Genomic DNA, 12796 nt, shown 5'->3' on the forward strand with positions numbered 1-12796 from the left:
CATTTCTGCTGCGCCGGTTAGCAGCGCAGTGGCCAGGTCTGAGAGCGCCACGAGGAATTTCGTCGTCATGCGCTTCACCCAACCACCCCTTCAGAGCCTGTTTCTGCCCGGCATCTGTTCGCCGGGAGACCTAGGAATCCGCTTCGCTTGGGACGAGATGATGGACAGGTACTCTTTCGAAAGAGGAAGCCCGGGCGTCGTCACCCATCGCCTGAGGACACCAAGGGGGAAGCCTCGGGCGAAACCTTCGGTTGTCCAGGTGCACGCCGGCCCCCAGCGACAGTCCTGACCACCACGAGAGCAGCCAAACGATCGCATCGCCCAACGGCCTGGTGTCACTCCCCTCAGTGACCGGCACAAGGTAGCCGATGTGAGGTCGCGATTTCAAGGACAACTCTCGCGAACTCTCACCACGCGGCGAGGTCGCGCCGCTACCCTGAGAGAGCACGTGTGGACGGGTGCCGGGCTCGCTGCTCGGACTCACCGAAGAGAACGGGCCACGCTGCATGGCGAGACGGCATTTGAACCGAAGCTCGGGCGTCGACGCGGCGCTCTGAAGCGTCGCGGTGGGAGTTGCGCTTGGCGCTGAACGTACATGAGCTCGAAGAGACGATAAGCCGGCTCGAATCTGTCGACGCCGTTCGCATCGTCGTGCAGGGCTCGGACGTGACCGAAGTACATGTGCTGGCGGCGACGACCAAACCCCCAAAGCAGGTGGTACGCGACGTCCAATCGGTCGCCATGGCTCGTTACGGGACCGCCATCGACCGCCGCGTGATCTCCGTCGTCCAACTCGACGGTGGCACCGCGACCGCCAAGGTGTCTCCGGAGCGCCCGGCGCTCGTCAAGGTCGTCGAGGAGCCCCAGGGCTCGCGAACCAGCGTCAATGTCGTGCTCGCATATCAGGGAGTGGAGCACACCGGATCGGCGATCGGGCCGGCGGCGACGGCAGCGAGACTGCGAGTGGTCGGGGAGGCGACCCTCGATGCACTCGACAGGATCCACCTCGGCGCACCGCCCCTCTCTCTCGACGCCATCGGCACTGCCACTGTCGGTATGAGGACCGTGGTGATCGCCGTGATCGTCAGCTCGACGCATCGCGGAGAGGAGATCGCCGTCGGCTCGGCGCTCGCCAACGGCGACCCATCGGAAGCCGGCGTCAAGGCGGTGCTCGACGGGCTCAACAGGCGGCTGCCCGAGTTCATCGAGTGAGACGGGAGCCCGACTCCCCGCCAAGGTCGACGACGAATCTCGGCACAGAGCGAAGGTCGGCCACCACGCCGGTCGCCGTGACGACGCACTCGCTCGCCAGCCAGGCCGCCGTCGACCTCATGCAGGCAGGCGGTTCGGCCGTCGACGCCATGATCGCCGCCAACGCGGTCGTTGCCGTGACGCTGCCGGACACCTGTGGGCCGGGCGGCGACCTCTTCGCCCTCGTTCACGAACCAGGCGACCCGGCTCCTGCCGTGCTGAACGCTTCCGGGCGCGCCGGTGCGCTCGTCGACCCGGCGGTGATGCGGGAGCGCTACGGCGAGGACATGCCGTTGCGGTCACCGGAGACGGTCACCGTTCCGGGATGCGTCGACGGGTGGGCCGCTCTCAGCGAACGGTACGGCGCCGTCACTCTCGCGGAGGCGCTCGCACCAGCCATCGACCTCGCCAGGGAGGGGTTCGAGGTCTCGCCGGAGCTGGCGGTGTCCCTGGAGCGAATCCGAGCCCTGATCGGTGACCAGCCGGCCGCCGCGGCCATCTACCCGGGCGGCGAGCCACCGGCGGCGGGAACCGTCCTCCGGAGGCCCCGACTCGCCGACACTCTGGAAGCCGTCGCCACCGGTGGGCGGGAAGCCTTCTACGGCGGCGAGGCAGGGGCAGGGATCGTCGCCGCCACCGGGGGGAAGGTCACCGAGGACGACCTGGCGCGAGTGCAAGCCGAGTGGGTCGAGCCGCTCGGCTCCCGCGTGTTCGGCCGCGATGCTTGGACGGTGCCGCCGAGCAGCCAGGGGTACATCACCCTCGCCGCCGCGAGCATCTTCGAGCGGATCGGCCCGCCGCGCGACCCTGAGGACCCGGCATTCGTCCACGCCGCCATCGAGGCCTACCGGGCCGTCGCCTGGGAGCGAGACGACGTGCTCGCCGATCCCGACTTCATGGATAGAGAGCCCGCGACGCTGCTCGACCCCGACGAGCTGCGCCGGCGCGCGGAACGCATCTCGGGGGGATCCCCGGCACAGTGGCCACCCCCGCCGTGGCGTCCCGGCGGCACCGCCTTCTTCTGCGCATGGGACGGACGTGGGATGGGCGTCTCGCTGATCCAGTCGAACTTCCACGGGATCGGCTCCGGATTGTCGGCCGGCGACACCGGGGTGTTCCTCCACAACCGCGGTGCCGGCTTCAACCTGCGCCCCGGGCATCCGAACGAGCTGCAGCCGGGGCGCCGTCCCGTCCACACCCTTTCGCCGACGCTCTGGACGACCGACGGGAGCCTCCGTCTCCTGCTCGGGACACGCGGCGGGCAGTTCCAGCCCCAGCTGCTCCTGCAGGTGGTGTCCCACCTCTACTGGACGGGTGCGTCGCTGCGCGATTCCCAACACCGCCCACGATGGGAGGTCTCCGGTTGGGAGAAGTCATCGCAGCACCACCGGGTCCACCTCGAGAGCCGACACTCCGATCGGATCGAGGACGGGCTGTTGCTGCGCGGCCACGACGTCGTCAGGGCAGGGCCGTGGGAGACGGGATGGGGCCCGGTAGCGGCCATCGAGGTGAACGGGAGCCTCGTCGAAGGTGCAGCAGATCCAAGGGTGTCCACGAGCGCTGCGATGGCGGCTGCCGTCTGAGCGGCGTCACTCGTCGAAGAAGCCTGGCGCCGCGGTGGTGTCTCCGGGGCGATAGCGGTGGCGGCGCCGCGCCACCCGCTGCAGGTACGCCAGTGTCGCCGCAGCCGCCAGTGCGGCGAGAAGGATGCCGAGGCCCCACCTCCAATCGACGGCGTTGCGCTGGTCTCCGAGGAGCTCGAAGCGACGCTGGACTCGCCATTCGGTGTCGATGCCGTCCCAAGTGTCTGCGGTGAGATCGTGGAGCACGTCGGTGCCGCGGCTGTCCACCGCGTAGGCAACGAGGTCGCCGACCGGCGACTCCTGGAACTCCGGGTTCCACACGAAGGTCTCGGATTGGATTCCGTACGTCCAGCGGTCGGTTGTCGAGTCGTCCTCCGGGCGGGTGAAGGCGACCTGGCGCCTCATCATGTCGCGATGGAGCGCCAGACGGGACGTCAGACCCGCCGCGAACCATTGACTGACGGCGTCCCGGAGCGGCTCCGGGTAGCCGTCGCGACCTTGGTCGCCGGCCAGGTCCCACAGCGCCAGATAGGTGAGGCCGACGGCCACGGCCGGCCGAAACTGGGCCGTCATCCCGGCGTCCAGCACGACGACACGATCGGAAGTGAGCACGGCCCCGTGGAGGCGCTGGTTCTCAGGCACCAATCCCCCATCGTCTGCGAGCTCGGTCTCGTCGAAGGCGCACACGACTGCGGCGTCGAGAGGCAGGACTCCGTCCATCGCGGCGAGGAGGTCCTCGATATCCGACGCGAATCGGGTGGCGATCCCGTCTTCGACGCCAGCGGTGACGAGGGTGATCGGCCCGATGGTGGCGGCAGATCGCCATGCGGTGCCGGGCGACCACCCACTGCAGGCCTCGTCCGCCGCGGCCGCCGGCACGACCGACATCGAGAGCGCGAAAACGACACAACACGTCAGCAACGAGCGCCTCACGGTCGGATGCTATCGGGGCAGCCCGCCTTCCAGAACATGCCTCGAAGCCGTTTGGCGCGGCTCGTGACGGCGGGATACGCTCACAGGAGCGCGAGGACACTCGCGGGGCTCTCCCTGAGAGGGATGAGCGATTCGAGGCGGAGACGGTTGAGTTGCGAACCCGAGCACGACTGGCGTTTGCCGGCGCTTTGATCGTCGCGCTCGTCGCCGTCTTGGGGTTCGCTGCCTTCTCGGCCGGCCAGCCCGATGCCGGTCCGAGCACGACGCCCGCTTTCGAGGCCGACATGCCGGCGGCGATCAGCGGCCGAGTGGCGGGCGCCATATTCGCCACGGAGCTGGGACCAGACGGGGTCGAAACGACCACGTCGACACCCGGCGGCTGACGTACCGCGGCTGCCACCCTCCCTACACTCTCCACCGATGAGAAGACTTCTGCGCGTGGCGGGTGTGGCGGCCGCCCTCGGGGCCCTCGCCTGGTGGATGCGGGAGAGGCTGCTGCCGCCCCCACTCGTCGACACTGAGCCGCCGCCGCCGTTCAGGGGCGCCTCCCCGGTCTCGGCGGACGCCCCGACCGCCTCGGGGCGCGGACTCGAAGCGGTGAGGGGCATCGGTCCCGTGTATGCCGGCCGGCTGGCGAGCATCGGGATCGGCTCCCTCGAGGCGCTCGCCGATGCAGAGGCCTCCTTCGTCGCCGCCGAGCTCGAGATTCCCGCAGGTCACGTCGCCGATTGGATCGCGCAGGCCGCTGCCCTGTCCCGATGAGCAGCAGGAACGCCCATGTTGTATCTGATCCCTCCCGAGGAGCTCGCCGAGGCCCTTCCGGGTGAGCCCCGATATCGCGCCGACCAGCTGAGGCGGTGGCTGTACGAGACGCCGGTACTCGGGTCGGAGGCGATGAAGAACCTCCCGGCACGCCTGCGCACCGAGATCGACTCTCGGCATTGGCCGTTCGCGGTGGACCTGGAGCAGTCGGCCGATGCGGGAACGACTCGAAAGTGGCTCTTCCGCACGCCGGACGGAGCCTCGATCGAGTCCGTGCTCATGGGATACCCGAGGCGAACGACGCTGTGCATCTCATCCCAGGCGGGCTGCGCGATGGCGTGCACGTTCTGCGCCACCGGGCAGTTCGGCTTCGAGCGTCACCTCGAGCCCGGTGAGATCGTCGCCCAGGTCGCATATGCAAACGCCCACATCCGAGAGCACGGACTCGAGAACTCGCCACAACGGGTCACCAACATCGTGTTCATGGGTATGGGCGAGCCGCTCGCCAACTTCTCACGGGTCAACGAGGCCCTTCGACGCCTCATCGAGGTGATGGGGATCTCGGCGCGCAGCATCACGGTTTCGACGGTCGGCGTCGTCCCGGGCATCCGTCGGCTCACTGAAGCCCCCTGGAAGGTGAATCTCGCCGTGTCGCTCCATGCGGCAGACGACCAGCTGCGCGACGAGCTCGTACCGCTCAACAAGCGCTACGACCTGGCGAACGTCATCGAGGCGTGCCGGCGGTACCGCGACGAGAAGGGACGGCGCATCAGCATCGAGTGGGCCCTCATCGACGGCAAGAACGACACCGTCGACCAGGCACGCAAGCTGGCAGCCATCGCCTGGGACCTCAGGGCGCACGTCAACGTCATCGCCCTCAACCAGACCCCGCTCAGCCAGGACGCTCCCCCATCGCCCCGACAGGTGCAGGCGTTCATGACGGCACTCACCGATGCCGGGGCAAACGCGACGCTTCGTGACACCCGCGGCCGGGACATCGACGCAGCCTGCGGCCAGCTGCGGGTTCGTTCAGCCACGTCGCCGAACGCCTGATCCCACCCCTCTATCCTCACGTCACCGAGTTGGGAGGGGTGTTGACAGGCGACAACGCGATCGGCCCCGGGCGATGCTCGGGCTGCGGCGCCCGGAGCTCCAATCCATGTTCTCTTCTGGGTTCTCTTCCGGCGCCCGACAAGAGGACCACCCTGTGACGCTGACCGCCGGCGCCGCGGCGCCGCACTTCGACCGACTCGATCACACCGGTCGCCGGGTGACCCTGGACGACTTCGCCGGCCATCCGCTCGTCGTGTACTTCTATCCGAAAGCCTTCACCCCGGGCTGCACGACCGAGGCCTGCGACTTTCGCGACAGGCACGAGAGTTTCCACGCCGCCGGCTACGAGATCGTGGGAGTGAGCCCGGACCCCGTCGAGCGGCTGGCGAGCTTCCGGGACGAGCACGACCTGCCGTTCCCGCTCCTCTCCGACCCGGACCACGTGATGGCGGATGCCTACGGCGCCTGGGGTATCAAGAAGAACTACGGCAGGGAATACGAGGGGATCATCCGCTCGACGATCGTGATCGGAGCGGACGGCACGGTGGAGCACGCCTGGTACAACGTGAAGGCCGCGGACCACGCGGCCCGGGTCGAGCGGGAGCTGGCGGCACCGTGACCGGTGCCGCCCGAGCGCCGATTCGCAAGGCTGTGTTCCCCGTCGGGGGGCTCGGCACTCGATTTCTCCCGGCCACCAAGGCGCTCCCCAAGGAGATGCTGCCGATCGTCGACAAGCCGCTCATCGAGTATGCCGTGGACGAGGCGAGGGCGGCCGGGATCAAGGAGCTCGTCTTCGTGACCGGGCGCGGCAAGTCGGCGATCACGAACCACTTCGACATCGCGTATGAGCTGGAGCGCGAGCTCGAGGCGCGCGGCGACGGAGACCGGCTCGATGCGATGCGGGCGGCAACGCCCGAACCGGGCGAGGTGGCGTTCGTTCGCCAGGTCGAGCCGCTCGGGCTCGGGCACGCGGTGTGGTGTGCCAGGAACTTCGTCGCAGGTGAGCCGTTCGCGGTGATCCTGGCGGACGAGCTCATCTTGGGGAACCGGTCTCCTCTCGAGCAGATGGTCGACCTGTACAACGAAGTCGGAGGCAACATCCTCGGTCTCGTCGAGGTTCCGGATGCCGAGACGTTCAGGTACGGCATCGTCTCGCCGGGTGAGCGCGTCGGGACACGGGTCGAGGTGCTCGACCTCGTCGAGAAGCCCGCACCCGGCACCTCTCCCTCGAACCTGGCGATCGCGGGGCGGTACGTGCTCCAGCCGGGAATCATCGACCACCTCGCGGCAGGGACGAAGGGGGCTGGAGGGGAGATCCAGCTCACCGATGCCCTGGCACAACTCCTGGCGACATCGCCGTTCTGGGGACAGATCGTTGAAGGGCGGCGTTTCGACTGCGGCACCAAGATCGGCTACCTGGAGGCGACTGTCGCATTCGCACTGCGGCGCGGAGACCTCGGCGGGGATGTGCGGGCGAGGCTGCGAGCCGTGCTCGACTCCGAATGATCCGCGGCAGCGCTACCTTGATGAGCAGCTGCGAAAGGACGCCATGACGAAGCTTCATGACCTGCACGCCGTCGGTCAGTCGGCATGGCTCGACTTCATAACCCGGAACCTGCTGGACGGCGGGGGCTTGGAGCGTATGGTCGAAAGTGGGATACGCGGCGTCACGTCCAACCCGACGATCTTTCAGAAGGCCATCACCGGCTCGGACGACTACGACGACGCCATCGGCGCCGCTCTCGCCGAGTCGCCGGACATGTCGGCGTCCGAGATGTTCGAGCGCCTGGCGATCGCCGACATCCGCAGAGCCACGGACGTACTCCGCCCCGTGTATGACTCGAGCTCCGGTGCCGACGGATTCGTGAGCCTCGAGGTCTCGCCCCACCTGGCGATGGACACGGAAGCAACGGTCGCCGAGGCAACCCGGCTGTGGGAGACCGTCGACCGACCAAACCTCATGGTCAAGGTGCCGGCGACCGCCCCCGGCATCCCCGCCGTCGAGGAGCTCCTCGCCAGGGGCCTGAACATCAACATCACGCTCATGTTCTCGCTCGCCGACTACGAGGCGGTGGCTCATGCGTATCTCAGGGGCTTGGCGCGGGCCGCCAATCCTGCCTCGATCTCCTCGGTTGCCTCCTTCTTCGTGAGCAGGGTCGACACGCTCACGGACGAGATGCTCGACAAGATCGGCACCGACGAGGCACTCGCCCTCCGCGGCAAAGCGGCAGTCGCCAACGCCAAGCTCGCATACCGCCGATATCGGGAGATCTTCGAAGGCGAGTCGTTCGCGACGCTGGCGTCCGAAGGGGCGCGCCCGCAACGCGTCCTGTGGGCGAGCACCTCGACGAAGAACCCCGCCTACCACGACACCATGTACGTCGACGAGCTCATCGGCGCCAACACCGTCAACACGATGCCGCCGGCGACCATCGACGCCTTCGAGGACCACGGCATCATCGACGCGGCAGCGATGACGAGAGACGTCGACGAGGCGCAGGCGATGGTCGCCGCGCTCGCGGACGTCGGAGTCGACTACGACGAGATGACCGCCCAGCTGCAAGCAGAAGGCGTCGCCGCATTCGCGGACAGTTACGACTCTCTCGTGTCGGCCATCGGGGATGTGATCGCCGAACGCCGCTCATGAGCGTTTCGTTCCGCAGCAGGCCCCCGACAGTTGGGCTTTCCTGCAGGTGACGGACGACCGCGGTCGGCGACCTGACGGAGGGACGATGGCGAAGCAGCATTTCACACCGGCACTCTTCGAGTTCCTCGACGCCCTGGCTCGCAACAACGACAGGGACTGGTTCAAAGCCCACCAGGCGAACTACGAGGAGCACGTGCGCGAACCCGCGCTCGAGTTCATCAACGACTTCGCGGCGCCGCTCGGCGAGATGGCGCCCGAGTTTGTCGCAGACTCCAGGACCGTAGGCGGCTCCCTCTTCAGGATCCAGCGCGACACGCGGTTCGCCAAGGACAAGACGCCGTACAAGGAGAACACCGGTGTCCAGTTCCGCCACCGCATGGCCAAGGACGTCCACGCCCCCGGTTTCTATCTCAACCTCCAGCCGGGTACGTGCTACATGGGGGTCGGCATCTGGCGGCCCGAGACGAAGGTGGCGTACCGGATCCGCGACGCCATCGTCGACCGCCCGGAGGCTTGGGTCGAGGCGACGACCTCGAGACCGTTCGCCGCGGTGCTCCAGCTCGAAGGGGACTCCCTGAGCAGGCCGCCGCAGGGCTATCCGCCGGATCATCCACTCATCGAGGACCTGAAACGCAAGGACTTCATCGCAAGCGCCCGACTGGGCGACCGCGACGTCACGGCGGGGGGCTTCATCGACGCGTTCGCTGCCATGTGTCGGCTCGCCGAGCCGTTCATGCGGTTCCTCTGCGGGGCAGTCGGGGTGCCGTACTGACCGAGGTCACTGGACGAGCCGGAGCGGGGCGGTGTCGTCCGTCCGACCCAGCCCGCCTGCGACCTCGAACCGGCGGCCGACCAGCTCCTCGAAGTCCTCGACGAGGAGGGGCGGTGAGAACAGATACCCCTGAGCCAGGTCGGCCCCCATCGTCCTCACGGCCTCGAGCTGATGGAGGGTCTCGACACCTTCGACGACGACCGTCAGCCCGAGTGCCTTGCCGAGCTGCACGATCGTCCGTGTCACCGGGGAGGATCCCTGCGGTCGCAGGCGGTCGATGAACGTCTTGTCGATCTTGAGAATCGAGACCGGCAGCCTGTCCAGCGTCGCCAGCGACGAGTACCCGGTGCCGAAATCGTCGAGAGCGAGCCTGACACCCATCGCCGCCAGCCGCTCGAGCTGGCGGATCGACACCTCGGCGATGGCGCCCTCCGTCACCTCGAGAACGAGGCGTGCCGGCGTCATCGCCAGCGCAGCCAACGCGTCGTGGACGCTCTCGACGAGGTCGGGATCCTCGAGCTGGCGAAGCGAGAGGTTGACGCTCACCCAGAAGTCGTCCCGCACGAAGCCCCGCGAGAGCCATCGTTCTGCCTGGGCGCACGCCGCCTCCAACACCCAACGACCGATCGGGATGATCTGTCGCGATTGCTCGGCAGCCGCGATGAACCCGACGGGCCCGACCTCTCCGCGCACCGGGTGCTGCCAGCGGACGAGCGCCTCCGCACCGACGATGACTCCGTCGTCGAGCGAGACGATCGGCTGGAAGCGGACTGCGAACGCCTCGTCGTCCAGAGCCGCCCGCAGGTCGGAGCGCAGCTTGAGCTGGGCGATCAGCTCGGCGTGCATGTCCTCCTCGTACAACCGGAACGTGCCCTTCCCGGACCGCTTCGCCGAGTACATGGCGGCGTCGGCGTTTCGGAGGAGCTGATCCGGCTTGTCGCCGGGCACGCCGACGGCGATGCCGACGCTGGCGGCGATCGCGAGCTCCTTACCCTCGACTGCGAATGGCGCCTGGATGACGTCGCGGACGCGGTGCGCGAAGTCGATCGCCTGCTCGGCGTCCGTCAACTCGTCCAACAGGATCGCGAACTCGTCGCCTCCAAAGCGGGCGACGGTGTCGCCGGGGCGTGCCTGGCCGGTGAGCCGCCCGGCGAGAGACCGGAGCACGGCGTCGCCCGCCGCGTGGCCCATGGTGTCGTTGATCGTCTTGAAGTCGTCGAGGTCGAGGAACAGCACTGCGACGATCGCGCCCGATCGTCCGGCGCGCCGGAGCGCATGGTCGAGGTGTTCGGCCAGCAGCACGCGGTTGGCCAGCCCGGTAAGGGCGTCGTGGAGCGCCTGGTGCTTCAGCTCTTCCTTGAGCTCTGTGAGCTGCGCCAGAGAGTCGACGAGCCGACCGTTCTCGAGCGAGACCGAGACCTGCGCCGCCAGGGTCTCCACCAGCTCGAGGTCACCATGCTCGAAGCTCGCGACGTCGCCCTCGGGGTTGGCGACCAAGAGGGACCCGACCACCCTCCCCCGCTCGGTGATCGGCACGATGAGCGCCTCGTAGATGACGATCGGCGCCGTGGCGGAGCCGAACCGCACCGTTTCCTGCACCCACCTTCCGACGCCCCGCTGGCGCACGTCGCGCCAGAGGTCGTGCCATTGGCTCAAGTCGAGCGGCTCCATGGCGATCTCGATGCTGCCGGACCCGACCATCGTGCGGTAGGCCTGGCCCAGATCGCTCGGGAAGAGCAGGACCTCGCACATCTCGGCGTCGAACATCGCCCGAGCGTGACGGGCCGCCGCCAGCAGGGCGTTCTCGATCAGAGGCGATTCGTGGAGGTCGCGGGTCGCCTCGTAGAGCGACTTGAGGCGAGTCCGCTCCTGCCGCTGCGAGACATAGGCGCGGTATCCGAAGAAGAGAGCAATCGGAGGGACGAGGGCGACGACCGCAGCAGGAGTCGAGACCACCATCACACTCATGCCGGCGAGTGCGATGCTGGCGTTCAACGCAGTGGCGAAGGTGCTCAGGGCGAGGGCTTCGGCCATCTCCCTGGGTTCGATCCGCCCCCCGGAGAGCACGATCACGCTGTTGATGAGCGCATGGGCGACGACCAGGGCGATGACGCTGGCGGCGATGGCGGAGACCCACCCAACCGCGCCCTGCGGCTCGAGAGACCCCACCCCGGCGCGGAACACGTACACGGCCACGACCGACTGCGCCGCGAACTGGCACACGTTGAAGACGAGCTTGAACGGAGGCTGGCGCCTGTGGAGGCCGAGCACGATGACGTTCGCCAGCAGCTGCGCCCCGATCATCGTCACCGGATCGACGAAGTAGAGGCACACCACCAGCGGGATCTCGCTCATCGAGAAGGAGTGGGCGTCCCTCCGGAAGCGCAGATGTACCACAGAGAGCTCGGCGAGGCCGAAACCGATCGCGGCGATCCACCACGGGATCGAGAACTGCCTGCTGACCGGCCCGGCCCCGACGAGAGGAATCAACCCGGCGACCGAGAGGCAGGCGACGACGACCGTCAGCAGCCACACCTTGGCGTGAGCGCCGACCCGCTGGTCTCTCCGTCTCATCACGTCCCCAAGCCCTTCACGACCGGCATGTGACGCTATCGGACGACCTGGCAGCTCTGATGAGTCTCATTGGCGCCAGCGTCGAGTGACTAGTTCCTGAGCGTACGGGCGCGGACTAGCCAGACGGGCACCGGCCACGATGACGCGCAGCACAGTCTGCGTCGTGCCGATTCAACCCGACCAGGCGAGAAGGAATGATGTCCATGAAGGCAGTCCTGGCCGTCGAGCAGACGGCCGTGTGGCAGCGGCCCGCCGGGACGCCGCGGCGGGTCGTCCGGATCGCGATCGCTCTGCTCGTCCTCGGGGCGGCGCTCTACGCCGCCGGCGCTCCGAGGTCGATCGATGCCATCGTGGGCGGCGATGAGACGGCCGGTGTCACCGTCGAGAGTCTTCGAGTCGACGTCGGACCGAACCTCGACATGCGCAGGCTCATCGAGGCGTCCGAGCTGTAGGCGACTCGGCTATTGGTCCGGGCGCCCACTTGGGCAGCTGTCGGGTCGCGGGCGCCATCCGACAGGCCCAGGACGGGCCGAGCTGCCCCGCGGCCAACTCAGCGGTCGTCACCCTCGAGGAACCGCGCTCCGGGGCCGTTTGCCGAGATGGCGTCCTCGGGATTGAAGAGGGCGCACGAGCGCAGGGACAGGCAGCCACAGCCGATGCAGGACGTCAACTCGTCGCGGAGGCGCTCGAGCTCCGTGATCTTCCCGTCGAGCCTGAGACGCCAGTCCTTCGAGAGTCTCTGCCAGTCGTCACGTGTTGGAGTCCTGCCGTCGGGAAGCCCGGCGAGCGCGGCCGAGGTCTCGGAAAGCGTCAGCCCGACCGACTGGGCGGCCCGGATGACGGCCACTCGGCGCAATGTCGCCCGCGGGAACCGGCGCTGATTGCCCAAGGTACGTTGCGACGCGATCAGCCCGCGTTCGTCGTAGAAGCGCAGCGCAGACGCCGCCACACCGCTTCGGGCGCTCAACTCGCCGATCGTCAGCATGTCGCCCATCGGCCCCATGCTAGTGGCTTGACTTCATGTGCACTTGAGGTTGTACTTTGCCGTCCATGAAGACATCCCGCACACATCGCCAAGCGCGATCCAGCTTCGCCGACCTTCCCAGGCTCATGAGGCTGATGACGGGGGACGAGAAGCACTCCCCGAGCGCCCACTCGACCCTCGACGTCCTCCAGGTCCTCTACGAGAGGATCCTGCGGGTCGATCCGTCGAACCCGCAC

Annotated in this window: 14 protein-coding genes; 11 read left to right on the top strand and 3 right to left on the bottom strand. The window is 68.0% G+C overall.

All coding sequences use genetic code 11. From position 1 onward, the window contains the following. The first annotated feature begins 579 nt into the window (after positions 1-579). Together VGC47_08615 and VGC47_08620 are read left to right on the top strand one after the other, a co-directional pair. Positions 580-1212 carry a hypothetical protein gene (locus VGC47_08615; protein HEX9855361.1) on the top strand — a complete coding sequence of 211 codons (633 nt, stop codon included), beginning with the start codon at positions 580-582 and terminating at the stop codon, positions 1210-1212. A gap of 77 nt (positions 1213-1289) precedes the next feature. Further along, complete coding sequence (locus VGC47_08620; protein HEX9855362.1) at positions 1290-2834, top strand: gamma-glutamyltransferase; 1545 nt, start codon at positions 1290-1292, stop codon at positions 2832-2834. Positions 2835-2840: 6 nt separating this feature from the next. Here VGC47_08620 and VGC47_08625 read toward each other — a convergent pair whose 3' ends face one another. Continuing rightward, complete coding sequence (locus VGC47_08625; protein HEX9855363.1) at positions 2841-3767, bottom strand: hypothetical protein; 927 nt, start codon at positions 3765-3767, stop codon at positions 2841-2843. Between the two features lie 152 nt (positions 3768-3919). Between VGC47_08625 and VGC47_08630 the strand changes: the two genes are divergently transcribed. From VGC47_08630 to VGC47_08660, 7 genes are all read left to right on the top strand, one after another. Next, positions 3920-4150, top strand: coding sequence for a hypothetical protein (locus VGC47_08630; protein HEX9855364.1), 231 nt, complete (start codon positions 3920-3922; stop codon positions 4148-4150). Positions 4151-4187: 37 nt separating this feature from the next. After that, the gene (locus tag VGC47_08635; protein ID HEX9855365.1) at positions 4188-4529 is read left to right on the top strand and encodes a helix-hairpin-helix domain-containing protein; all 342 of its coding nucleotides are present in this window, start codon (positions 4188-4190) and stop codon (positions 4527-4529) included. Positions 4530-4544: 15 nt separating this feature from the next. After that, positions 4545-5582 (top strand): 23S rRNA (adenine(2503)-C(2))-methyltransferase RlmN, encoded by a 1038-nt coding sequence (rlmN, locus tag VGC47_08640; protein ID HEX9855366.1) that lies wholly within the window; start codon positions 4545-4547, stop codon positions 5580-5582. A gap of 160 nt (positions 5583-5742) precedes the next feature. Next, a complete protein-coding gene (bcp, locus tag VGC47_08645; GenBank protein HEX9855367.1) occupies positions 5743-6201 on the top strand; it encodes a thioredoxin-dependent thiol peroxidase in 459 nt (152 codons plus the stop codon). Beyond that, positions 6198-7088 carry a UTP--glucose-1-phosphate uridylyltransferase gene (locus tag VGC47_08650; GenBank protein ID HEX9855368.1) on the top strand — a complete coding sequence of 297 codons (891 nt, stop codon included), beginning with the start codon at positions 6198-6200 and terminating at the stop codon, positions 7086-7088. The genes bcp and VGC47_08650 overlap by 4 nt, the downstream gene beginning before the upstream one ends. Positions 7089-7131: 43 nt before the next feature. Further along, positions 7132-8229, top strand: coding sequence for a transaldolase (gene tal / locus VGC47_08655; GenBank protein HEX9855369.1), 1098 nt, complete (start codon positions 7132-7134; stop codon positions 8227-8229). A gap of 85 nt (positions 8230-8314) precedes the next feature. Then, positions 8315-9001: a DUF2461 domain-containing protein gene (locus tag VGC47_08660; protein ID HEX9855370.1), complete on the top strand. Its 687-nt coding sequence runs from the start codon at positions 8315-8317 to the stop codon at positions 8999-9001. 6 nt (positions 9002-9007) lie between these two features. Here VGC47_08660 and VGC47_08665 read toward each other — a convergent pair whose 3' ends face one another. Next, positions 9008-11575, bottom strand: a complete 2568-nt coding sequence (locus VGC47_08665) for an EAL domain-containing protein (GenBank protein HEX9855371.1) — start codon at positions 11573-11575, stop codon at positions 9008-9010. A 203-nt stretch (positions 11576-11778) separates the two neighbouring features. On the opposite strand from VGC47_08665, the gene VGC47_08670 reads away from it, so the two are divergent. Further along, entirely contained in the window at positions 11779-12027 is a 249-nt protein-coding gene (locus VGC47_08670; protein HEX9855372.1) for a hypothetical protein, read from the top strand. Between the two features lie 98 nt (positions 12028-12125). On the opposite strand, the gene soxR is transcribed toward VGC47_08670, so the two are convergent. Next, the gene (soxR, locus tag VGC47_08675) at positions 12126-12569 is read right to left on the bottom strand and encodes a redox-sensitive transcriptional activator SoxR (protein ID HEX9855373.1); all 444 of its coding nucleotides are present in this window, start codon (positions 12567-12569) and stop codon (positions 12126-12128) included. A gap of 56 nt (positions 12570-12625) precedes the next feature. Between soxR and VGC47_08680 the strand changes: the two genes are divergently transcribed. Beyond that, positions 12626-12796 (top strand): transketolase (locus tag VGC47_08680; protein ID HEX9855374.1); only part of this gene is annotated, 171 nt, incomplete at its 3' end.

This window comes from Acidimicrobiia bacterium, from assembly GCA_036396535.1.
GTDB lineage: Bacteria > Actinomycetota > Acidimicrobiia > Spongiisociales > UBA5794 > DASWKR01.

Bases quoted from the DNA above. Each gene is read 5' to 3' on its own strand.
- VGC47_08635 (HEX9855365.1), top strand. From the start codon at position 4,188: ATGAGAAGACTTCTGCGCGTGGCGGGTGTGGCGGCCGCCCTCGGGGCC.
- rlmN (HEX9855366.1), top strand. From the start codon at position 4,545: ATGTTGTATCTGATCCCTCCCGAGGAGCTCGCCGAGGCCCTTCCGGGT.
- tal (HEX9855369.1), top strand. From the start codon at position 7,132: ATGACGAAGCTTCATGACCTGCACGCCGTCGGTCAGTCGGCATGGCTC.
- VGC47_08660 (HEX9855370.1), top strand. From the start codon at position 8,315: ATGGCGAAGCAGCATTTCACACCGGCACTCTTCGAGTTCCTCGACGCC.
- VGC47_08665 (HEX9855371.1), bottom strand. From the start codon at position 11,575: ATGAGACGGAGAGACCAGCGGGTCGGCGCTCACGCCAAGGTGTGGCTG.
- VGC47_08670 (HEX9855372.1), top strand. From the start codon at position 11,779: ATGAAGGCAGTCCTGGCCGTCGAGCAGACGGCCGTGTGGCAGCGGCCC.
- soxR (HEX9855373.1), bottom strand. From the start codon at position 12,569: ATGGGCGACATGCTGACGATCGGCGAGTTGAGCGCCCGAAGCGGTGTG.